Here is a 21,663-nt window from a genome sequence, read left to right on the forward strand (position 1 = left end):
TCGACGTCGAACCTCTGCCCGTCGATGCTGAAGGTGCTGCTGGAGACGGAGTGGTCGATCCTGACCCGCGTCTCGGGCGTCGAAACGGTCACGGGAACAGCACCACCGAGCGCAGTACGTCGCTGTGGTGCATTCGTTCGAAGGCCGCCTCGACGTCCTGGATGCCGATCTCCTCGGTGACGAAGGCGTCGAGGTCGAGGCGGCCCTGGTGGTAGAGGTCGACGAGCATCGGGAAATCGCGGCCCGGCAGGCAGTCGCCGTACCAGCACGACTTCAGGGCACCGCCCCGGCCGAAGATGTCGATGAGCGGGATGTCGGGCACCTTCATGTCGGGTGTCGGTACGCCCACCAGTACGACGGAGCCCGCGAGATCGCGGGCGTAGAACGCCTGTTTCCAGGTCTTCGGGCAGCCGACGGCGTCGATGACGACGTCGGCGCCGAGGCCGCCGGTGAGTTCCCGGACCGCGGCTACCGGGTCGGTGCCGGACGAGTCGACGGTAGGGTCGCGCCCAGTTTCTTCGCGACGGCGAGCTTCTTGGGGCCGATGTCTATGGCGATGATGCGGCCGACGCCGACCAGCGCGGAGCCCGCTATGACCGCCACGCCGACTCCGCCACAGCCGATGACCGCGACGGACGTGCCCCGGGTGACCCCTCCGGTGTTGATGGCGGCTCCGAGGCCGGCCATCACCCCGCAGCCGAGCAGTCCGACCGCGGCGGGCCGGGCCGAGGGGTCGACCTTCGTGCACTGGCCCGCGGCCACCAGGGTCTTCTCGGCGAACGCGCCGATGCCGAGGGCCGACGTCAGTTCGGTGCCGTCCTCCAGCGTCATCCTCTGCGTGGCGTTCTTGGTGGCGAAGCAGTACTGCGCCTCGCCGCGGCGGCAGGCGCGGCAGTCGCCGCACACCGCGCGCCAGTTGAGGATCACGAAGTCGCCCGGCGCGACAGCGGTGACGTCGTCGCCGACAGCCTCGACGACGCCGGCCGCCTCGGGTCCCAGCAGGAACGGGAACTTATCGTTGATGCCGCCCTCTCGATAGTGCAGGTCGGTGTGGCAGACGCCGCACGCCTGCACCTTCACCCGTGCTTCGCCCGGGCCGGGGGTGGGGACGTTGATCGTCTCCACAGAGACCGACTCTCCCTGCGGTGGGGAGTTGCGGAAGTTCAGTCGCGGAACGCGAAGCGCGGGTGCGCCGTGCCGCCCTGCACCAGGTCCGCGACGAGCGCCCCGACGAGGGGCGCGAACTTGGCGCCATGGCCGGAGCACGGCGAGGCGACGACCACGGAGCCCAGCCGGTCGATGACGAAGTCCTCGTCGGCCGTCATGGTGTACAGGCAGCTGCCCTCGGCGGCCGGTTCGGGGTCGAGCCCCGGCAACCGATGGCTCACCCAGGAAGTGACGATGTCCCGGGAGGTGGGGTTGATCCGTCCGTCCCGCGTGGAGGCGGTTGTCGGCGTCCCTCCGTCGTGCTGGGCGACCTTCATCGCGGGAACCGGGCCCCCGTCCGCTCCCGACGGCAGGCCGAAGAGCTGGATGCCCTCCTTGTAGACCATGGTCGGCCACGCGGCCTGCGGGTCGCGGTGCCGGAAGTGGAACACCTGCTGCTGAGTGACCCAGGAGCGGGGCATCCGGGGTGAGCCCCCGATCGAGGGCAGCAGCTCGGGCAGCCACGGCCCCGCCGCGACGACCGCGCAACGGGCACTGAACGAACGGTCGTCGGTCTGAACGAGGACACCGTACGCAGTCTGCTCGACGCGGGTGACCGGCTTGCCCTCGACGACCGTCGCACCCAGTGACACGGCGACATCGACACCGGCCCGCACCGTACGGTCCGCGTCCAGGTGGCCGGCGTCGGGGTGGAACATGACGGGGCCGGTGAACACCATGCCGGGGAACTGTTCCTGGGCCGCTTCGGGGCGCAACAGTTCGGCGGTGACGCCCCGTTCCTTCATCAAGGCCACCAGTGCCTCCGGATTCCGTTCGGCGCCGTGATCGAGACCGCCGGTGCGGGTGCGAAGCACCTGGCCAGAGCGGTCCTCCAGCTCGTCCCACAGTTCCCCCGGCGCGACCCGTGAGGTCGATGTAGTCCGGATCGGCGTACGCACGTCGGTAAATGCGGGACGTACCGTGCGAGCTGCCCTGGTCGTGGCCGATGGCGCGGGCCTCGATCAGGGTGGTGTCGAGGCCACGGGCAGCCAACTGCCAAACCGCCGAGGAGCCCGCCAGGCCGACTCCGACGACCACCACGTCACAGTCCACCGGTGCCTCCCGGGATCCAGGAGGTCCCCGCCAGCGGGACCCTCGCCATCGCGGCCGCCTCGATGGTGACGGCAACGAGGTCTTCGGGCTCCAGGTGCGTCAGGTGTGCCTTGCCGCAGGCCCGCGCAATGGTCTGGGCTTCCATGGTGAGGACGCGCAGGTAGTTGGCGAGCCGCCGACCGCCCTCGACCGGGTCGAACCTCTGCTGCAGCTCGGGGTCCTGGGTGGTGATGCCGGCGGGGTCCTGGCCATCCTGGAAGTCGTCGTAGTAGCCGGCCGCGGAGCCCAGGGCCTCGTACTCGGCGGACCACTTCGGGTCGTTGTCGCCGAGCGCGATCAGCGCGGCGGTGCCGATGGCGACCGCGTCGGCGCCCAACGCCATCGCCTTGGCGACGTCGGCGCCCGTCCGGATGCCGCCGGAGACGATGAGCTGGACCTTGCGGTGCATACCGAGTTCCTGCAAGGCCTGCACGGCCAGTGGGATCGCGGTCAGGGTCGGGATGCCGACGTGCTCGATGAAGACCTCCTGCGTGGCGGCGGTGCCGCCCTGCATGCCGTCCACGACCACGACGTCCGCGCCGGCGTGCACGGCGAGCTTCACGTCGTAATAGGTGCGGGTCGCCCCGACCTTGACGTAGACGGGCTTCTCCCAGTCGGTGGTCTCACGGATCTCGGCGATCTTGATGGCGAGGTCATCCGGTCCGGTCCAGTCAGGGTGGCGGCAGGCGCTGCGCTGGTCGACGCCCTGCGGAAGGGTACGCATCCGCGCCACCCGCTCGGTGATCTTCTGGCCGAGCAGCATGCCGCCACCGCCGGGCTTGGCGCCCTGGCCGAGGACGATCTCGATCGCGTCGGCCTTGCGGAGGTCGTCGGGGTTCATGCCGTACCGGGACGGCAGGTACTGGTAGACGAGGTGCTTGCTCTGGCCACGTTCCTCCGGGGTCATTCCGCCGTCACCGGTCGTGGTGGAGGTGCCGGCCTCGCTCGCGCCGCGTCCCAGCGCCTCCTTGGCTCGGCCGGACAGCGCGCCGAAGCTCATGCCGGCGATGGTGACTGGGATGTCGAGGTGGAGGGGGTGCTTGGCGTTGAGGTCTCCGAGCACCACGTCGGTGCCGCAGCGCTCGCGGTAGCCCTCCAGCGGGTAGCGGGACATGCTCGCCCCGAGGAACAGCAGGTCGTCGAAGTGCGGCAGCGCCCGCTTGGCACCCCAGCCACGGATGTCGTAGACGCCGGTGCGAGCGGCGCGCTGGATCGCGCTGATGGTGACACGGTCGAAGGTGGCGGACTCACGCAGTCCGCGCTGTTCTGCCGAGAGACGGTGATCGGTCATTGGCTGGCCCCTTGGTCTGTGTCAGTACGCGTCGGTGTTGTCGACGTGGAAGTTGTAGAGCCGCCGGGCCGAGCCGTAGCGGGTGTAGGCCGAGGTGTCCTCGCTCTCGAATCCGGCGCTCTTGAGCAGCCCGGCGAGTTCCTCGTGGTGTTCGGGGCGCATTTCCTTGGCCACGCAGTCGGCGCCGAGGGAGGCGACCGTGCCCCGGACGTAGAGGCGCGCTTCGTAGATCGAGCCGCCGAGCGCCTCACCGGCGTCGCCTCGCACCACCAGGCGCCCGGCCTGGGCCATGAAGGCGCTCATGTGGCCGATGCTGCCGCCGACGACGATGTCGACGCCCTTCATGGAGATGCCGCAGCGGGCGGCGGCGTCGCCCTCGACGACGAGGAGGCCGCCGTGCGCGGTCGCTCCCGCGGACTGCGACGCGTCGCCGCGGACCAGCACCGATCCGCTCATCATGTTCTCCGCCACGCCAACACCGGCGTTGCCGTTGATGACCACGTCGGCCAGCTGGTTCATTCCCGCGGCGTAGTAGCCGACCTGGCCTTCGACGGTCACGCGCATCGCCTTGTTCAGTCCCACGGCCACGCTGTGCTTGCCGGCGGGATGGAGGATGCGCACCTCGTCGGCGGCGAGGTCGGCCTGGTGGAGAAGGCCGTTGACCTCGCGCAGCCAGCGTTCGGCGAGGTCGAGTTCGAGTACGTCGTGCACGGCGGTGGCGCCTTTCGTCGGGTGAGGGGTCAGCGCGTCCATGCGTAGATCCGCTCGGGCTCTGGTTCGTAGAGGGAGGCGCTCTCGATGCCGGGAAGCCCGGTCAGCGCGCGGTACTCGCTGGCCACGGCGACCCAGTCCTGGGTCTCGGCGACGACCGCCGGCTTGCAGGCGATGGCGTCGCGGACGACGGCGAAGGACTCCCGGTTGGAGACCAGCAGGGTGTAGAAGCCGTCGAAGGTGGCACACAGTTCCTTGAGCGCGGTCTCGATGTCGAGCCCGGCCGCGAGCCGGTCGGCGACGAAGCGTGCTCCGACCTCGGTGTCGTTATCACTGTCGAACACCACGCCTCGGGTCCGTAGTTCGCGGCGGATGGTGGCGTGGTTGGAGAAGGACCCGTTGTGCACCAGGCACTGGCCGGGGCCCACCGCGTAAGGGTGGGAGCCGCCCGGGGTGACGGCGGACTCGGTCGCCATGCGGGTGTGCCCGACGCCCTGCCAGCCCTGGGCCGCCGCCAGACCGAAGCTGTCGGCGAGGGCGCGGGGGTGGCCGACACCCTTCAGTACGGCGATGTTCTCGCCGAAGCCGACCACCAGGGCCCCGGGCGCCGCCGTTGCGACCGCGGTGCGCAGGGCGTCGACCTCGACGGGCACGTTGACCACCAGCGTAGGGGACGCGTCGACGACCCCCACAGGCGTGCCGGGCGGCAAAAGTTCTTCAAGCGCGGTGCGCAGTTCCGCGGGTGTCAGCGGGCTCTCGACGAGCGAGACGGCGGCGTGCCCGGGCGGGGACCAGCGCGGGTCGCCGTAGACCGCGACTCCGGCGGAGTCGGCGCCGCGGTCCTGCATCTCGCACAGCATCCCGGTCAGCAGGGTGCCCAACTGCGGGTAGAGGGCGGGGTTGCGCAGATGGAGCCCCACAATTCCGCACATGCGTTCCTCGTTTCTCGACAGGTGTTTCGGGCTGGGTTTCAGAAGGCGGTGAGGTAGTGGTCGATCTCCCAGGACGTGACCTGGGAGTGCCAGCGGAAGAACTCCTCCCGCTTCAGCTCGCCGAAGTACCGGGCCACGCCGGCTCCGGCGCAGTCCAGTGCACCGCTGATGGTGGGGTCGGCCTCCAGGGCGTCCACGGCATGCAGCAGGGTCAGCGGGAGGGCCGCACGGTCGACGCCGTTGTCCCCGCCGGGGGTGCCGGGGTCGGTGTGCCGTGCGATGCCGTCCAGTCCGGCGCCGACCGCCGCCGCGATCGCCAGGTAGGGGTTGGCCGACCCGTCCCCGCCGCGCAGTTCGATGCGGTGTGCGTCGGGGACCCGCACGTAGTGGGTGCGGTCGTTGCCGCCGTACGTCGGCACGCGGGGCGCCCACGAGGCACCCGAGCTCATACTCACCGCGCCGGTGCGCTTGTAGGAGTTGACCGAGGGGGCGAGTACGGCCTGCAAGGCCCCGGCGTGGTCCAGGACACCGCCGATGAAGTCGTATGCGAGGCTGGACAGTCCGAGACCGCGGAGGTCTGCGGCGTCGTGGGCGGGGAACAGCGGGCTGGAACCCTTCCACAGCGACAGGTGCAGGTGGAGACCCGAACCGGTGCGATCGGCGAAGGGCCTGGGCATGAAGGTCGCGGTCATCCCGCGCTGTTCGGCGATCATGGAGATCAGGTACCGCAGGGTAATGACACGGTCGGCGGTCGTCATCGCGTCGGCGTAGGCGAAGTTCTGCTCGAACTGACCATTTGCGTCCTCGTGGTCGTTGGCGTAGTTGCCCCAGCCGAGTTCGTTCATCCCGCGCGACACCGCGGCGAGGTGCTCGTACATGCGTGTCACGCCGCGGGCGTCGTAACAGGGCCGCGCTGCGTTGTCGCCGGGATCGGCGGTGATGAGCCCGCCGTGCTCGTCCTGGTGGACCAGGAAGTACTCGACCTCGGCGCCCACGTGCACCGACAGATCGCACTCGGCGGCCTTGTCCAAGATGGAGCGCAGGATGTTCCGCGGCGCGTACGGCCACGGCTTACCCTCGACGTAAGGGTCGCAGTGGACGATCGCCAGCCCCTCCTTGATGAACGGCACGGGTGTGAAGGACGACGCGTCGGGCAGCGCCATGATGTCGGGGTCCTTGGGCTCCTGGCCGAGGGCACCGGCCGCGTAACCCGCGAACCCGACTCCGTCGTTCTGAAGTTCCTCGATGGCCTCGATCGGTACGAGCTTGGCGCAGGGCTTGCCGATGAGGTCGACGAAGAGGGCGAGGATGAAGGTGGTGTCGTGCTTGGCAGCCAGGGTCGCCAGGTCTGTCATGTCGGGCATCGCTGTCAGGGCCTCTCGGACGGAGTCGCTGTGGGGTGTGCAGTTCTGGCGGCGGTGCGGGTGCCACGTGTTGCCGGGCGGCCAAGCCTGTGTCTCGCGCCGGCAACCGGCCGGCCGCGTGATCACGATATGACCTCGATCCCTTACAGGAAACTTCGTTGCTTTGGAAACAGAAGGGGTGTTTCGCGGCGATGTCCTGGCTGTTGCTGCTCGGTTGGGTGAAGCTCTCCCCCTGACGCATGGGTGCCGCGCCGCTGCGTTCGTCGCGGACGTCGCCCGCTCATCGCCCGTTCGACCGGGGCGGTGTGACGGTCCGCTAGACGTTCTGCGGGAACCCGAGTTCGATGCCGCCGTGGCTGGGGTCGAGCCAGCGCGAGGTGACGACCTTGCCGCGGGTGAAGAAGTGCACGCCCTCGGTCCCGTGAGCGTGGGTGTCGCCGAATAGTGAGTTCTTCCAACCCCCGAAGGAGTAATAGGCCATCGGAACCGGGATGGGCACGTTGATGCCGACCATGCCGACCTCCACCTCGTTCTGGAAGCGCCGTGCCGCACCGCCGTCGTTGGTGAAGATGGCCGTGCCGTTGCCGTACGGGTTGGCGTTGATCAGTGCGAGGGCTTCGTCATAGGTGTCCACCCGCACCACGGAGAGCACGGGGCCGAAGATCTCGTCGGTGTAGATGCTCATGTCGGTGGTCACGTCATCGATCAGGGTGGGGCCCAGCCAGAAGCCGTCCGGCCCTCCATCCGCCGCGACCTGCCGTCCGTCCACGACGATGGTCGCTCCGGCGGCCTCGCCGGCGTCGACGTACGAGGCCACCCTGTCCCGGTGGGCCTTCGTGACCAGGGGCCCCATGTCGCAGTTCTTCGTCCCGTCGCCGGTTTTGAGGGAAGCGGCGCGCTCGGCGATCTTGTCCACCAGTTCGTCGGCGATGTCACCGACGGCCACCAGGGCGCTGATGGCCATGCAGCGTTCGCCCGCGGAGCCGAAGCCGGCGTTGACCGCCGCGTCGGCCGCCAGGTCCAGGTCGGCGTCTGGCAGAACGACCATGTGGTTCTTCGCCCCGCCGAGGGCCTGGACACGCTTGCCATGGGCAGTGGCGGTGGCGTACACGTACTGGGCGATGGGTGTGGAGCCGACGAAGGAGACCGCCTTGATCGTGGGGTTCTCCAGGAGTTCGTCGACGGCGGTCTTGTCGCCCTGCAGCACGTTGAAGACACCGGGCGGCAGCCCGGCCTCGGTCCACAGCTCTGCCATCCACAGAGCTGCGGACGGGTCCTTCTCGCTGGGCTTGAGCACCACCGTGTTGCCCGCGGCGATGGCGATGGGGAAGAACCACATCGGCACCATCGCCGGGAAGTTGAAGGGGCTGATGATGCCGACCGGGCCGAGAGGCTGACGGACGGAGGCGACGTCGACCTTGGTGGACGCGTTCTCGGTCATACCGCCCTTGAGCAGGTGGGGCATGCCGCAGGCGAACTCGACGACCTCCTGCCCGCGGCTGACTTCTCCGAGCGCGTCGGAGAGCACCTTGCCATGCTCGGCCGTGATGATCCGGGCCAGTTCACCCTTGCGCTCGTTGAGCACTTCGCGGAACCGGAAGACGATCTGGGTACGGCGGGTGAGAGAGGTGTCGCGCCAGGCCGGGAAGGCCGATTGGGCGGCGCCGATGACGGCGCGGGCGTCCGCGAGGTCGGCCAGGGCTACTTGACTGGTGATCTCGCCGGTCGCGGGGTTGGTCACGGGGGCAGTCCGGGCGCTCGTACCGAGGAACGGCTTGCCGTCGGACCAGTGCGCGATGGTGTGCGTCATCATGATTCCCTTCGGGCGGTGTCAGAAGATGCTGTAGGCCTTGCGGAGCGTCTCGGTGACGTCCCAGCGTCCGGTCCAGCCCGGAGGAAGGACCACGTAGTCACCTGCGGAGATCTCGACGGCGGTCCCCGACTGCTCGTCGGTGAGGGTCGCCCGGCCGGAGATGATGTAGCAGGTTTCGGTGTTGGGCCGATCGACGACGGGCCACCCGCCCGGCTCGCACTCCCAGATGCCGACCTGGGCCGGGGTGCCCGCGTCCACCGGGAGGGTGTGCAGCTGCGGGTCTCCGGAGTCGGCGCCGGGCCTCCGGCCCGCGGGGCTCAGCGGGCCGACCACCTGGTGGCGGGGAAGGTGGATCAACGAGGGCATGGTGTGTTCTCCCTGATGTGTGGTGCGTGGGGTTGTTCCGGTTCAGTGGGCGCCGGTGAGCTTTTCGAGCAGCGCCGACACCTTGGACGGCCTGTTCGTCAGCCGCTCCTCGAAGTCGGCTGCCGCGGCCGCCTGGAGGCCGGCGTTCACTCCGATCCAGCGGAAGGGCTCGACCTCCCAGCGCGGCGAGGTGTGGTTGACGACCGGCAGCCGGTTCAGCTCGTCGTGCCGGCCGGTGATGAGATTGCGCAGGATCCGCCCGGCGAGGTTGCTGGTCGCGACCCCGTCTCCGACGTAGGGCCCGGCCCACGCGATGCCCGACTTCTTGTCGTATCCGATCGACGGGAACCAGTCACGGGGAACGCCGAGCGGTCCGCCCCACCGGTGGGTGATCTCGACGTCGGCGAGGGCCGGGAAGAACTCGCGCATCGTCTCGATGATCTTGGCGTGGATCCTGGTGTCGACGTCGAACTCGGGCGAGACCTTGGAGCGGAAGTGGTACGGGGCACCCCGGCCGCCGAAGACAAGCCGCCCGTCCGCGGTCGGGTGGGCGTAGATTCGCAGATTGCGCATGTCGTTGAACGCGGTGCGGGAATCGAGCCCCAGCTCCTTGCGTACCGCATCCGGCAGTGGAGCGGTGGCCACGACCAGCGAGTACAGCGGAGCGACATGCCTGCGGTACGCCGCGAACTGCGGGGTGAACGCCTCGGTGGCGCGGACGACGACCGACGCCGTGACCGTCCCGTGGACCGTGCGAACGCAGCCGTTTGCGATGCCGGTGACCTCGGTGTTCTCGTAGATGGTTCCGCCCAGGCTCTCCACTCGGGAGGCGAGCCCACGCACGAGTTTGTCCGGGTGCAGCAGGGCGCAGTGCGGGGTGTGGATGCCGCCCAGCACGCCGTCGGCGTTGATCTTGGCCCGCGCCTGTTCGCCGCTCAGGAGTCGCCACTGCCCGTCCACCCCGAACGCCGCCGCGCCGGCGACGGTGGCCTCGGCTCGAGCGAGCTGCGCGGGCGTACGGGCGAGCGAGACGAAGCCTTCGGGGGCGAAGTCGCAGTCGATGGTCTCCTGCTCGGTGACTCGGCCCACCTCGGTGACGGTCTCGTTCATCGCCCGCTGCATGTCCAGTGCCGCCTGGTGTGAGTACAGCTGCCGCACCCGCTGCAGGGAGACCGGGAAGATCGCTGAGCACCATCCGCCGTTGCGGCCCGAAGCACCAAAGCCGGCGTACTCCCGCTCCAGCAGGACCACCTTCAGGGTGGGGTCCTCCTTGAGGAGGTAGTAGGCCGCCCACAGACCGGTGAAACCGGCGCCGACAATGGCGACATCGGCCGAAGTGCTGCCCGGCAGAGCGGGCCTGCGGGATGAGGACTCCCGGCTCTCCGCCCACAGGGGCACCCCCGAAGAGCTCTCCGTGCCGCGCACCGTGCGGACCTGACCGACCACCATCGCTGCCTCCCTGGTGTCTTTACTGGGGCCAGTCTTGGATCACGGGGTCGAAGGGGACATCCGTCCGATGCACAGTGCTCTTTCCGCGCGCTGTACGTTCGTATGAAGCACACGAGAAAGGGGCCGCTGTGATCACAGTCGACGGCCTGGTGTCCGTACCCTCGCTGGGCCTGACATACCTGGCCGGATCTCGCGGTGGCTCCCGCCCGGTCACCTGGGCGCACGCGTGCGACCTGCCTGATCCCTGGCGCTGGTTCAAGGCGGGCGACCTGGTGATGACCACGGGTGGAGGGCTGCCCACCGGATCGCCTGAGCAGGAGCTGTGGATCACCCGGCTGATCGACAGCCGGGTGAGTGCTCTGGTGGTCGCACCGGAAGCCGGAGCACCGGAGGTGACCCCCGAGCTCCTTGACGCAGCCGACAGTCGGAACTTCCCGGTGCTGTCGGCAAGCTTTGACCTGCAGTTCGTCACCCTGGCCCGCACCGTCATCGAGAGTGCGGTCGAGGCAGAACGCGAGCGGCTGGCGACCATTAAACGTTTGTATGACGTGTACTGGCAGTCACTGCGTGCCCGCGGCACCTTCGACACCCGTATCTCAGCCCTGGAAGGCAGCATCGGATGGGCGCTGGAGGTACGGGATCTGGACGTCGGCGAAATGCTGGCCCAGGGTCGTCAGGCCGCCAGGCGGCGGTCGGCACACCCCGAGGGCCCCGACGCCGAAGGCACGCAGGTGCCCATCCCTGGGGTCGGCAACGTCGCCCTGGTGGCTTATCCCGGTCGACGGCCCGTCCAGGACCGTCCCCTGCTCCAACACCTGGGCGGACTGATCGCTCTGGAACTGGAACATCACGCCGCCCAGCGCGACCATCTGCGGGCATCCGGAGAGGACCTGCTGCTCGGCCTGCTCGACGACACCATCGACCTGTCGGCGGTCTGGCCGGAGCTGCGTCACCGAGGGATGGCCGGGGCCGTGGTCGTCGCCTGCTGGAAGGCATCCAATGACGCACCGCTTCACCACGAGAACGTTCACCACGACGTGCGCCTGCAGGACTGCGCACCGCTCCTGGCGTATCGCTCCCCCATGCTCCTGGGTGTCGTCCCCGACGACGGTGAGCTCCTGGCGTCCCTCTCGACCAAGCTCGCAGAGCACTGCGCGGTCGGCCTAAGCACTCCCCTGGCCGCCAGCACCCAGGTCTCCGAAGCCGCACGGCAGGCGCAACTCGCCGTGGCCAGAGCGCACGAGGCCGGCACATCGCTGGTGCGCTACGGAAACGACCAGCGCGACAGCGGATTCCTGCCACGCAGCCTCGAGGACACCCGCCAGCTCGTCCGCCGTATCCTCGGTCCGTTGATCACATACGACCGTGCCCACGACGGCGATCTCATCACCTCATTGCGGACGTTCCTGGCCAATGACGGTGGCTGGCAGCGAAGCTCGGACGACCTGGGCATCCATCGACAGACCCTCGTGTACCGGCTGCGCAAGGTGGAGCAGCTCACCGGACTGAAGCCGACATCGACGCGCGGTTCAGCCATGCTGTGGCTCGCGCTTCAGGCGACGGACAGCGCGCAACTGTCTCTCGACGACCTCATGACCTGATGCCGAACTTCTCGCCAAGCCGCCATACGAATGTATGAGGGTCGGCTCCAGGGTTCGCGAAACCGCGCATGGCCCGGTCAGCGCTCCGACGGGATGGTGGTCCGCATCACAGGCACACTCGGCCAGCCCCGTCCGGGCCCGCGGCTTCCTCGCGCAGACGGTCGGGGCGATGCGAAGGGAACCGCGCATGGGCACGATCCCCGATGACACCACCCCGTTGCGGGCTGGTCTCAAGCAACGCCATCTGACCATGATCTCGCTGGGCGGCGTCATCGGCGCAGGCCTCTTCATCGGTTCAAGCGCGATCATTCACGAAGCCGGCCCCGGCGCGTTCATCACCTACGGACTCACCGGCCTCCTTGTCCTCCTGGTAATGCGGCAGTTGGGCGAGATGGCCGCGGCCCGGCCAAGCACCGGGTCGTTCACCGACTACGCCCGCATGGCCCTCGGCCCCTGGGCGGGCTTCTCCACCGGCTGGCTGTACTGGTACTTCTGGGTGATCGTCGTCGGCTTCGAGGCGGTTGTGGGCGGCCAGATGATCAACAAGTGGTTGCCCGGGTTGCCGGTATGGCTCATCGCTCTCGGACTTCTTGTCATCATGACAGCCATCAACCTGATGTCCGTCGGCTCGTTCGGCGAGGCGGAATACTGGTTCGCCGGCATCAAAGTGGCCGCCATCATCGTGTTCATCCTCCTCGCCGGCCTCTTCGTACTCGGCCTGTGGCCGGGCGCCGAGCTGTCCTTCGCCAACCTGACCGAGCACGGTGGCTTCTTCCCCAACGGCCTGGCCCCGGTGCTCTCGGGCGTGGTCGTGGTGATCTTCTCCATGACCGGGGTGGAAGTCGTGACAGTGGCGGCCGCCGAGTCGAAGGAGCCGGGTAACGCGATCCGCAAGGCGGTCAGCTCTGTCGTCTTCCGCATCCTGGGCTTCTTCGTCCTGTCCACCTTCCTCATCGTGGTGATCAGGCCCTGGAGCGCGATCACTCCCGGCGAGTCCCCGTTCGTGGCGGCGCTGGACGGTATCGGCATTCCCGCCGCCGCGGACATCCTCAACGCCGTGGTCCTGGTCGCCGTGCTGTCCTGTCTGAACTCCGGCCTCTACACCGCGTCCCGCATGCTCTTCGTCCTGGGCGGCCGCGGAGATGCGCCTCGGTGGATGACAGCCGTCAACCGCCGGGGTGTCCCCGTCAAGGGACTTCTGTCGTGCACGGTCGTCGGATACGGCTGTGTGATGCTCTCCGCGCTCTGGCCGGACACGGTCTTCCTCTTCCTGATCAACGCATCAGGTGCGGTCTTCCTCTTCGTCTACCTCCTGATCAGCCTGTCCCAGCTACGCATGCGCAAGCGCCTCGAAGCGGAGACACCAGGCGGGCTGACGTTCAAGATGTGGCTGCATCCGTTCCTGCCCGTCCTCGTCGCACTGGCCATCGCCGCGGTTCTCATCAGCATGGGCGTGAGGAGTGAGTCGCGGATCGAACTGCTCCAGGGGGTCGTCGTGTGGGCACTCATGTCAGCCATCTATGCCGTCCGAAAGCGGTTCGGCCCCTCCCACGGAAAGCCTTCCAACGGCGAGCCCAACGACAACCCCACTCACGGTCGATCCAAGCCATCCGCAGCGGCGTCACACTGATCCACTACCAACAGCCGATCGGCGCTCCCGGCGCACGCATTGCGCTGCACCGAGAGGCGCGATCGCTTGTTGGCGGAAGTACAGGCCGAACTCCTCGGACAGCGACGGTGGCCTGGCCCGTTTCAGCGCCCAGGAGATCGTGGATCGTCAGGTCCCGTCGCTCGCATACGGGGAACCCGACGCGGAGGGCGTTCATGGCGTAGTCCCTTCCTCGGGCATGGGACGGCGCGCAACGCGTGTCTTCCTCAGCTATTCCCCGTTGGTGCGGGCAAAGTAGCTCACGCATGCGGCCTCATACACCAGCTGCCTGAAGTACGCCGAGGCAAGCTATACGGCATGGGCGAGACCGCTGCCGCGCTCGAGGTTGCCTACGCCACGCACGCGATCGCGGAGCCGAAGCCGAAGCCGCTGGAAGCGAACATGCTGGCTCCGTAGCGATGGCCGACATTCTCGGCGGCCCGTTGCGGTGGTTCGCGGCGACGCCCGCGAGCAGGTGCAGACCCTCCAGGCGCGTAACCCGGCGTACCTCGTCACCCCGGCGTGGCAGTACCGGCTCCTCACCACGGACGAGGTGCGCTCATGGATCGCGTGCCCCCAGTCTCACCATCGCGAACGGCGACCAGCCGAGCGCTGGCCCGCTGCCCGGCCTGACTCGGCACGTTGTAGTGGTGGCGGGAAGAGGCCAAAAGAGAGAAGGGTCGACGGCCCGTACGCCGACCGCGCACGGCATCGGATCGGCGGCAAGCTCCGCAGGATAAGGCCGGAATGTCGGCGATGAGGGCGGCAAAGATGCGCGATCACGTTGTTTACACGTCCCAGCTGGAGCTGGCCAGGCTCCTGTTCGCCGACTCCGATCCACTCCTGCACAGCATCGCGGCTCAGCCGTTCTCGTTGCAGACCGTGCCCGCGGGAGCAGTCCGACGCCATATCCCTGACCACCTGCTGGTCACCGGCGAGGGCCCGGTGGTTGTGGACGTCAAGCCGCGCCTGGCGCTGCTCAAGAACGACGTTCCGCTCCGTCCGGCCGGCTCCTACCCGGGACGCCCACGCAAAAAGTGACTCGGGGCCCCTGGGGACTCGAGGCTGTTCTGACTGTCATTGGTGTGCTGACGTAGTGAGCTCGTCGGCCTGCCCAGTGGCGGGTGTGTGCTGGGCGACGATGCGTGAGGCGCGGGGCGCCGCGTGCATGGCGAGGGCGGCGAGGGGCAGCACGGTGCATGCGGCGATGACGGCGCCGACCACTGGGGGGCCGGCCGGTCCTGCGGAGTCGAGGGCGATGCCCGCGACTGCGGATCCGGCGGCGATGCCGACGTTGAACGCGGAGGTGGTCAGGCCGGAGGTGAGGGTCGGTGCGTCGCCTGCGAAGCGCACGGCGAGTGCGGTGACGATGGGATTGACGGTGAATCCGGTCCAGCCCATGAGCAGGACCAGTGCGGTGGCCGTGACGGCGTTGGTGGACAGCGGGATCATCAGGAGCAGCACGAGTGCGGTGGCCACGGCGGCGGAGATGGTGGTGACCATCGGGCGGCGTTCTCCGAGCCGGCCGCCAGTGGTGGTACCGGCCAGGGCGCCGATGCCGAACGCGATGAGGACGAGCGGGACGGCACTCTCGGGAATCCCGGCGCGTTCGAGCAGGGGCGTGATGTAGGTGTAGGTGGCCATGACGCCGCCCATGATCAGCATGGCGGAGCTCAGTGCGAGCCATAGGCGGCCCTGGCGCAGGGCATTGAACTCTGCCCGCAGGGACACGGTAGTGCGCTGATCCTGGGCGGAGATGAAGCGCCCGATGAAGACGGCGGCGAAGGCGGACAGGACGGCCAGGGCCCAGATCGGGCCGCGCCAGCCGATGTACTGGCCGACGAAGGATCCGACGGGTACTCCGACGACATTGGCCAGGGTCAGGCCGCCGATCATCAGTCCGGTGGCCCGGGTGGCTGCGGTGGGGCCATCGGCGGTTGTGGCGATGACCATGCCGATGGCCCAGAACGCGCCGGTGGCCAGCGCAGTGACGACGCGGGCGGCGAGAACAACGGTGAAGGAGCTGCTGAGGGCGGCGACGACGTGTCCGAGGCTGAAGACCGCAAGCGCCAGGATCAGGGTCTGTCGCTGGGGCAGGCGGAGGGTGGCCATCGCCATCGTCGGGGAGCCGACGATCATGCCGATGGCGAACGCGGTAATCAGTAGTCCTGCGTGGGAGACGCTGACATTGAAGTCGTCGGCGATCTCGGGCAGCAGCCCGGCGACGACGAACTCGGTCGTCCCCATCAGGAAGGTTCCGGCGGCGAGTACCCAGACGACGAACGGGAGAGTACCGGTCCGGGAGGCGGACGGTGCGGAGGGCATGGTGGGTTGTTCTTTCCTTGAAGCAGGTGTGTGCTGCGGGCGCACATGCCGCGGCAACCGGGCGGTTCAGCGCTGGGCACGGCCGTTCTGCGGGACGAGCTCGTGCTCGCGGTCCGTGGAAGCTTGCTGGGCGACGATGCGCGAGTCGGCTCGGGTGCCGCGCACGGCGAGCGCGATGAGGGGCAGCAGGGTGAGTGCGGCGAAGACGGCGCCGACCAGGGCGGGTCCGGTCAGGCCGAGAGACGAGCCGAGAGCCACGCCGGCGAGGGCCGAGCCGGCTGCGACGCCGGTCTCGTAGGCGGAGGTGGTCAGCGCGGCGGTGAGGGTCGGGGCGTCTCCGGCGAAGCGGACGGCCAGGGAGGTGACGATGGGGTTCAGGGTGAAGCCGGTCATCGCCATGAGCGCCACCAGGATGACAGTGGGCGCCGCGCTGGTGGACAGAGGCATCAGCAGGAGCAGGGCCAGGGCGGTGGCGGCAGCGCCGGTGATTGTGGTGGCCATGGGGTGTCGGTCACCTATGCGTCCGCCGATGGCAGTGCCGGCCACGGCTCCGAATCCGTAGGCGACCAGGACCAGCGGGACCGCGTCCGCCGGGATGCCGGCGCGGTCGGTCAGCAGCGGGCTGATGTAGGTGTAGGCGGCCAACACTCCGCCCATGATCATGACTGCTGCGGTGAGCGCCAGCCACAGCCGGGTGTTGCGCAGGGCGCGGATCTCCGCCCGTATCGACACCCTGGCACCCTGTTCGGCTGCGGGGAGGAAGCGGCCGATGACCGCGGCGGCGAGAGCAGCCAAGACGGCCAGGGCCCAGAAGGGGCCACGCCAGCCGATGAGCTGGCCTGCGAACGAGCCGATCGGCACTCCGATCACGTTGGACAGGGTCAGGCCGCCCATGATCATGCCGACGGCGCGGGTGGACCGCTCGGGCCCTGCGGCGGCGGTGGCGAGGACGAAGCCGACCGCGTAGAAAGCACCGGTGGCCAGCGCCGTCACGAAGCGGGCGACGAGAATGACGGTGAAAGAGCTGCTGGCGGCCTCGACGACGTGCCCGGCGGCGAAGACCGCGAGGGACAGGATCACGGTCATGCGTTGCGGCAGGCGCAGCGTGGCCAGCGCCATAGCGGGCCCGCCGATGATCATGCCGATCGCGAAGATGGTGATCATGAGGCCGGTGCGGGACGTGCTCACGTCAAGGTCGCCGGCCATGTCCGGCAGCAGGCCGGCGATGACGAACTCGGTGGTTCCCATCAGGAACGCGGCCGCGGCGAGCACCCAGACGACGACGGGCATCCTGCCCGGAGCGGTCGTGGAGGCGGAGGGCATACGGGGAGATCGCTTTCGGTAGAAGGCGCGGGTGTGCGGTCAGGAGGCGGCTTCGATGCGGATGTGCTCCGCTCCGGCGAGCCGGTCGATGTCGTCGGGGTCGGTGAGGCGGCCGAGGATGACCAGGTTCGGGGAGTGATCGCCGTCGCGGTAGAAGAGGGCAAGGTTGCCCCAGGGGGCGTAGTAGGCGAGGTCGCCGGCCTTCGGGTTCGATGCCGCAGGGGCGCCGCTGGTGTCGAGCTTGCGGGGCGGGTAGGAGATCCGCTCCGTCTGGTGGAAGTCCTCCATCTCCAGGGTGAGCGGCAGCAATTCGGCGAGATCTCGGGCGGTAGCGCTGCCGTTCAAGGCGGCACCGACTCGGTGGCCGTTGATAGTCAGGTGAATGTTCATGGCGGTGCTCCTGTCGGATGCGTGGGGCGTTGCCTCGTGCGTCGGTGCCGGATGGCGCACGGCGGAGGACGGCGCGGAGGGCCCGGACAGTGGCGTGGGCCGGCTCGTGGTACAGGCGGATGCAGCCAGGACCAGTGCCAGTGCGGGGGCTGCGCGGACAACGGCGCGAAACACGGTCTGTCTCCTCGGGGCGGTGGGATCGGCGGTCACGGGCGGAACTCCGGCGCCGCCCCATCCAGGAAACCGGCCCGGCGTAAGGAGATCGAGTTACGGATGAGGGGTGTACTGGCAGTGCATTCGTGACGCGCCCGCCCGTCCGTACCGTCGGGATCATGGGAGGCGTGGACCGCGTGCCTCTCACGTCGGCCTGGAAGATGGTGCAATCATGAGTCGGATCCTGTGACAGGTTCCGCCGACGGGCTCGGGCGTGCGGCAGCGGCACCTGGACTGGTATCACCGGCAGCGGCAGCAGCCCCACCCGGCGGTGCGCACGACGAGGCGTTCCAGGTCCGCCTCCTGCAGGCACTGGCTGAGGAGACAGGCGCCGAGGTCCGCTGAACCCGTCCGCCGCGTACGCCGACACGCGGCAGCCGTCCCCATCGGCCCAGAGGCCGGCGGGAACGGCTGCCCTGATGGTCTACCAGGCGTATGCCTCGGGAGCTTCTCCCCCGGGGCCGGGCCAGATCTCGTCGAGCCTGCGCAGGATGTCGTCCGACAGTTGCACATCGAGGGCCTTCTGGCTGGCCGCGAGTTGCTCGGGCGTGCGCGGGCCGGCGATCACCGACGTGAGCACCGGGTTGTGCAGCAGCCAGGCCAGCGCCACATCGGCGGGCTGTTCGCCGATCTCGGCGCACACGTTCTCGTACGCCTCAAGCTGCGGCCGGTACCGCTCGATGGTCTGCTGCATCTGCGCGGAGGCACGGCGGCCGTTCTCGATCTTCTTCAGGACGCCGCCCAGCAGGCCGCCGCCCAGCGGGCTCCAGGGGATGAGTCCGATGCCGTAGTGGCGCAGGGCAGGGATGACCTCGAGTTCGATGGTGCGAGCCGTGAGGTTGTACAGGCTCTGCTCGGAGACCAGGCCCATGAAGTGGCGGGCGCGGGCCTCGCTCTGGGCCGTGGCGATCTGCCAGCCGGCGAAGTTGCTGCTGCCCACATATGTGATCTTGCCTTCGCGCACGAGCTGCTCCATGGCCTGCCAGATCTCCTCCCACGGAGTGGCCCGGTCGATGTGGTGCATCTGGTACAGGTCGATGTGGTCGGTCTGCAGGCGCCGCAGGCTGGCCTCGGCGGCGCGGCGGATCTTGTACGCGGACAGGTACTTGTCGTTCGGGCCGAGCCCCATCGGTTGGTAGAGCTTCGTGGCGAGCACGATCTTGTCGCGGCGTCCGCCGCCCTGGGCGAGCCAACGGCCGATGATCTCCTCGGACAGGCCGTAGCCCCGCTGCATGTCCGGGCTCTGCGGGCCGCCGTAGACGTCGGCCGTGTCGAACAGGTTGATGCCCGCATCCACCGCAGCGTCCATGATCGTGAAGCTCGTGGCTTCATCGGTCGCGTCGCCGAAGTTCATGGTGCCCAGCGCCAGACGGCCGACCTTCAGACCGCTGCGGCCGAGGTGTGTGTACTGCATGAGGGTGTTTCCTTTCCTTGGCGGCGCGGGACGCGTAGGTGTCCGTTCCGCGCGGGCGGGAGAGTCAGGAGGCGGCCGTCACCCGGTCGGCGACGGGCTGCCCGATGGTGACGGTGTGCTCCGCCGCCCGGGCGTGGGGGCGCACGGCGAGGACGTAGACGACGGCGGCGAGGAGTGCGCAGGTGACAGTGACGAGTCCGAGAGGGAGAGCCGTGGCGGAGCCACCGAGGCCGACGAGCGGGGCGGCAATGCCGCCGAACGCGAAGCGTGCGGTGCCGAGCAGCGAGGACGCGGTGCCGGCGATCTGGGGATAGTGCGCGAGCGCGAGTGAGGTGGAGGGCGGGGTGGTGGTGGCGACGCCGCTGACCATGGTCAGCAGGGACAGCACGATCGCTGCCAGCGGCAGCTGCAGTGCCGCGGTGACGAGCAGTCCGGCCGCGCCGACCAGAGTCATGGTCAGGCCCAGTAGCAGGGTGCCCTTCTCCGACCAGCGTTCGGAGAGGCGGCCGGCGATGAAGCCGAACACCATGAACCCTGCGGAGTTCAGGCCGAACGCGAACGAGTAGCCCTGCGGAGACAGCCCGTAGATGCCCTGGAGCACGTAGGTGGCGCCGCTGAGGTAGGCGAACAGGGCGGCGTTGACGAACCCGGTGATCAGGACCGCGCCGAGGAAGAGGCGGTCGGAGAGCAGTCGGCGGAAGTCGCGTCCGCTCTGGGCCAGGCCGCCCCCGGTGCGCTCGACGGCGGGAAGGGTCTCGCGGAAGACGGTGAGGCAGGCGATGAGGATCACGGCGCCGAGCAGGGCGAGGAACAGGAAGATGCCGCGCCAGTCGGTGAACGCGGCCAGTTGGCCGCCCAGGACCGGTCCGACGATGGCGGCCAGTCCGCCGATCACGGTGAGGCGGCCGTAGTAGCGCACGAGCTTGCCGCCGGAGTACAGGTCGCGTCCGGCGGCCTGGGCGATCACGATGCCGACGGCCCCGGCCAGGCCCTGCACGAAGCGGGCGGCGACCAACGACTCGACGCCGGGACTGAACGCGCACAGCACCGAGGTGGCGATGTAGGCGACGGCGCCGGCCAGCATCGGGCGGCGGCGGCCGAACCGGTCCGACAGCGGGCCCGCGATCAGCTGGCCGAACGCCAGGCCGAGCAGGCAGGCGGTGACCGTGAGCTGCGCGGCCGACGTCGATGCGTGCAGCTCGTTCGTGAGCGCCGGCAGCACCGGCAGGTACAGGTCCATCGAGATCGGCCCGAACACGGTCAGCAGGGCCAGCACGACGGCCAGGGCACGGCCGACCGTCCGCTCACGCGGCGCGCTCGGGATCACGGGGGTACTCACACGGCTCCAATCAGGCAAAAGGGTGAGACAGCGGGGGCTGTGCGCGACGCACGTTCCACGTCGCGATGAGGACTCCCCCGCCAACAAGACAACCGTGTTCCGCGGCCGGCAGGGAGTTTCTGTCGAGGGGTGTACCGGCAGTGCATCCCAGATTCGCGCTGTGCGCCCGGGGCCACGCTCGCGCGTCGACCGTCCGGGCGCGCGCCGGTGCAGCGGGTCAGGCGAGGGTGGCGGTGTCGATGACGAAGCGGTAGCGGACGTCGGAGGCCAGCACCCGCGCGTACGCCTCGTTGACCTGGTCGACGGAGATCACCTCGACGTCGGCACCGATACCGTGTTCGGCACAGAAGTCGAGCATCTCCTGGGTCAGGGCGATGCCGCCGATCATCGAACCTGTCAGCACACGTCGGGCGCCGAGGAGGAACCCGTTCACGGTCAGCGGTCCAGGGGCAGCACCGACGTTCACCATGACGCCGTCAACAGTCAGCAGACCGAGGTAGGCGTTAATGTCGAGGTCGGCGCTCACCGTGTTGATGATGATGTCGAAGCGTCCCGCGAGAGCGGAGAACGTGTCCGCATCAGACGTCGCGAAGTAGTGGTCTGCGCCGAGGCGCAGCCCGTCCTCCTGCTTCTTCAGCGACTGCGACAGCACGGTCACCTCGGCGCCCATGGCATGGGCGATCTTGACGGCCATGTGGCCGAGACCGCCGAGGCCGACGACCGCGACCTGCTTGCCGGGGCCGGCGCCCCAGCGGCGCAGCGGTGCGTAGGTAGTGATGCCCGCGCACAGCAGCGGTGCCGCAGCGGCCGCGTCCAGGTTCTCCGGGACAGACAGCACGAAGTCGGCGTCCACGACGATGTGCGTGGAGTAGCCGCCCTGGGTGTGGGTGCCGTCACGGTCCGCGCTGGCGTAGGTGAAGACGGTTCCGTTCACGCAGTACTGCTCGTCACCGTCGCGGCAGGCGGCGCACTCGTCGCAGGAGTTGACCATGCAGCCGACACCCACGCGGTCCCCTACTCGATGCGTGGTGACATCGGAGCCGACCTCGGTAACTGTGCCGACAATCTCGTGGCCGGGGACGACGGGGAAGGGCTGAGGGCCCCAGTCCCCGTTGACCGTGTGGATGTCAGAGTGGCAGACGCCGGCGTACTGGATCGCAATCAGGACGTCGTGGGGGCCGACGTC

Annotated in this window: 16 protein-coding genes and 2 pseudogenes; 3 read left to right on the forward strand and 15 right to left on the reverse strand. The window is 68.9% G+C overall.

Translation table 11 applies throughout. From position 1 onward, the window contains the following. Positions 1-88: 88 nt before the first annotated feature. The 9 genes and pseudogenes from BZY54_RS08090 to BZY54_RS08130 form a co-directional block, all read right to left on the reverse strand. Positions 89-1,167 (reverse strand): annotated as a pseudogene (locus tag BZY54_RS08090) (S-(hydroxymethyl)mycothiol dehydrogenase). Beyond that, a pseudogene (locus BZY54_RS08095) lies at positions 1,164-2,259 on the reverse strand (FAD-dependent oxidoreductase). Before BZY54_RS08095 ends, BZY54_RS08090 begins: the two co-directional pseudogenes overlap by 4 nt. After that, complete coding sequence (locus tag BZY54_RS08100; RefSeq protein WP_086724027.1) at positions 2,249-3,589, reverse strand: FMN-binding glutamate synthase family protein; 1,341 nt, start codon at positions 3,587-3,589, stop codon at positions 2,249-2,251. Before BZY54_RS08100 ends, BZY54_RS08095 begins: the two are co-directional and overlap by 11 nt. Before the next feature lie 21 nt (positions 3,590-3,610). Continuing rightward, positions 3,611-4,342, reverse strand: a complete 732-nt coding sequence (locus BZY54_RS08105) for a protein glxC (protein ID WP_086724029.1) — start codon at positions 4,340-4,342, stop codon at positions 3,611-3,613. Next, positions 4,330-5,232, reverse strand: coding sequence for a class II glutamine amidotransferase domain-containing protein (locus tag BZY54_RS08110; protein WP_086724030.1), 903 nt, complete (start codon positions 5,230-5,232; stop codon positions 4,330-4,332). Before BZY54_RS08110 ends, BZY54_RS08105 begins: the two co-directional genes overlap by 13 nt. Positions 5,233-5,270: 38 nt before the next feature. Further along, a complete protein-coding gene (glnT, locus tag BZY54_RS08115) occupies positions 5,271-6,596 on the reverse strand; it encodes a type III glutamate--ammonia ligase (RefSeq protein ID WP_244217025.1) in 1,326 nt (441 codons plus the stop codon). A gap of 316 nt (positions 6,597-6,912) precedes the next feature. Further along, positions 6,913-8,406, reverse strand: a complete 1,494-nt coding sequence (locus BZY54_RS08120; protein ID WP_086724032.1) for a CoA-acylating methylmalonate-semialdehyde dehydrogenase — start codon at positions 8,404-8,406, stop codon at positions 6,913-6,915. A 21-nt stretch (positions 8,407-8,427) separates the two neighbouring features. Next, positions 8,428-8,775 (reverse strand): cupin domain-containing protein, encoded by a 348-nt coding sequence (locus BZY54_RS08125; RefSeq protein WP_086724034.1) that lies wholly within the window; start codon positions 8,773-8,775, stop codon positions 8,428-8,430. 42 nt (positions 8,776-8,817) lie between these two features. Continuing rightward, positions 8,818-10,224, reverse strand: coding sequence for an NAD(P)/FAD-dependent oxidoreductase (locus BZY54_RS08130; protein ID WP_086724036.1), 1,407 nt, complete (start codon positions 10,222-10,224; stop codon positions 8,818-8,820). 149 nt (positions 10,225-10,373) lie between these two features. Between BZY54_RS08130 and BZY54_RS08135 the strand changes: the two genes are divergently transcribed. The 3 genes from BZY54_RS08135 (at position 10,374) to BZY54_RS08145 (ending at position 14,514) form a co-directional block, all read left to right on the forward strand. Further along, positions 10,374-11,825, forward strand: a complete 1,452-nt coding sequence (locus BZY54_RS08135; RefSeq protein ID WP_244217026.1) for a PucR family transcriptional regulator — start codon at positions 10,374-10,376, stop codon at positions 11,823-11,825. Between the two features lie 187 nt (positions 11,826-12,012). Next, a complete protein-coding gene (locus BZY54_RS08140; protein WP_086724041.1) occupies positions 12,013-13,455 on the forward strand; it encodes an amino acid permease in 1,443 nt (480 codons plus the stop codon). A gap of 789 nt (positions 13,456-14,244) precedes the next feature. Continuing rightward, positions 14,245-14,514, forward strand: coding sequence for a hypothetical protein (locus tag BZY54_RS08145; protein ID WP_143668020.1), 270 nt, complete (start codon positions 14,245-14,247; stop codon positions 14,512-14,514). Positions 14,515-14,550: 36 nt separating this feature from the next. On the opposite strand, the gene BZY54_RS08150 is transcribed toward BZY54_RS08145, so the two are convergent. From BZY54_RS08150 to BZY54_RS08175, 6 genes are all read right to left on the reverse strand, one after another. Continuing rightward, the gene (locus BZY54_RS08150; RefSeq protein WP_086724045.1) at positions 14,551-15,798 is read right to left on the reverse strand and encodes an MFS transporter; all 1,248 of its coding nucleotides are present in this window, start codon (positions 15,796-15,798) and stop codon (positions 14,551-14,553) included. Positions 15,799-15,864: 66 nt separating this feature from the next. Then, positions 15,865-17,121: an MFS transporter gene (locus BZY54_RS08155; RefSeq protein WP_086724046.1), complete on the reverse strand. Its 1,257-nt coding sequence runs from the start codon at positions 17,119-17,121 to the stop codon at positions 15,865-15,867. Positions 17,122-17,160: 39 nt separating this feature from the next. Next, positions 17,161-17,511: a cyclophilin-like fold protein gene (locus BZY54_RS08160; protein WP_086724047.1), complete on the reverse strand. Its 351-nt coding sequence runs from the start codon at positions 17,509-17,511 to the stop codon at positions 17,161-17,163. A gap of 637 nt (positions 17,512-18,148) precedes the next feature. Beyond that, positions 18,149-19,138 (reverse strand): aldo/keto reductase, encoded by a 990-nt coding sequence (locus tag BZY54_RS08165; protein ID WP_086724049.1) that lies wholly within the window; start codon positions 19,136-19,138, stop codon positions 18,149-18,151. Between the two features lie 64 nt (positions 19,139-19,202). Next, positions 19,203-20,477, reverse strand: a complete 1,275-nt coding sequence (locus BZY54_RS08170; RefSeq protein ID WP_208640592.1) for a multidrug effflux MFS transporter — start codon at positions 20,475-20,477, stop codon at positions 19,203-19,205. A 217-nt stretch (positions 20,478-20,694) separates the two neighbouring features. Then, on the reverse strand, positions 20,695-21,663 hold a 969-nt coding region (locus BZY54_RS08175), incomplete at its 5' end, for an NAD(P)-dependent alcohol dehydrogenase (RefSeq protein ID WP_086724052.1).

The sequence above is a fragment of the Streptomyces carpinensis genome (assembly GCF_002154505.1).
Classification (GTDB): domain Bacteria; phylum Actinomycetota; class Actinomycetes; order Streptomycetales; family Streptomycetaceae; genus Streptomyces; species Streptomyces carpinensis.

Coding starts and splice junctions, on each gene's coding strand:
- BZY54_RS08100 (WP_086724027.1), bottom strand. CDS start 3,589: ATGACCGATCACCGTCTCTCGGCAGAACAGCGCGGACTGCGTGAGTCC.
- BZY54_RS08105 (WP_086724029.1), bottom strand. CDS start 4,342: ATGGACGCGCTGACCCCTCACCCGACGAAAGGCGCCACCGCCGTGCAC.
- BZY54_RS08110 (WP_086724030.1), bottom strand. CDS start 5,232: ATGTGCGGAATTGTGGGGCTCCATCTGCGCAACCCCGCCCTCTACCCG.
- glnT (WP_244217025.1), bottom strand. CDS start 6,596: ATGCCCGACATGACAGACCTGGCGACCCTGGCTGCCAAGCACGACACC.
- BZY54_RS08120 (WP_086724032.1), bottom strand. CDS start 8,406: ATGACGCACACCATCGCGCACTGGTCCGACGGCAAGCCGTTCCTCGGT.
- BZY54_RS08125 (WP_086724034.1), bottom strand. CDS start 8,775: ATGCCCTCGTTGATCCACCTTCCCCGCCACCAGGTGGTCGGCCCGCTG.
- BZY54_RS08130 (WP_086724036.1), bottom strand. CDS start 10,224: ATGGTGGTCGGTCAGGTCCGCACGGTGCGCGGCACGGAGAGCTCTTCG.
- BZY54_RS08140 (WP_086724041.1), top strand. CDS start 12,013: ATGGGCACGATCCCCGATGACACCACCCCGTTGCGGGCTGGTCTCAAG.
- BZY54_RS08145 (WP_143668020.1), top strand. CDS start 14,245: ATGCGCGATCACGTTGTTTACACGTCCCAGCTGGAGCTGGCCAGGCTC.
- BZY54_RS08150 (WP_086724045.1), bottom strand. CDS start 15,798: ATGCCCTCCGCACCGTCCGCCTCCCGGACCGGTACTCTCCCGTTCGTC.
- BZY54_RS08155 (WP_086724046.1), bottom strand. CDS start 17,121: ATGCCCTCCGCCTCCACGACCGCTCCGGGCAGGATGCCCGTCGTCGTC.
- BZY54_RS08160 (WP_086724047.1), bottom strand. CDS start 17,511: ATGAACATTCACCTGACTATCAACGGCCACCGAGTCGGTGCCGCCTTG.
- BZY54_RS08165 (WP_086724049.1), bottom strand. CDS start 19,138: ATGCAGTACACACACCTCGGCCGCAGCGGTCTGAAGGTCGGCCGTCTG.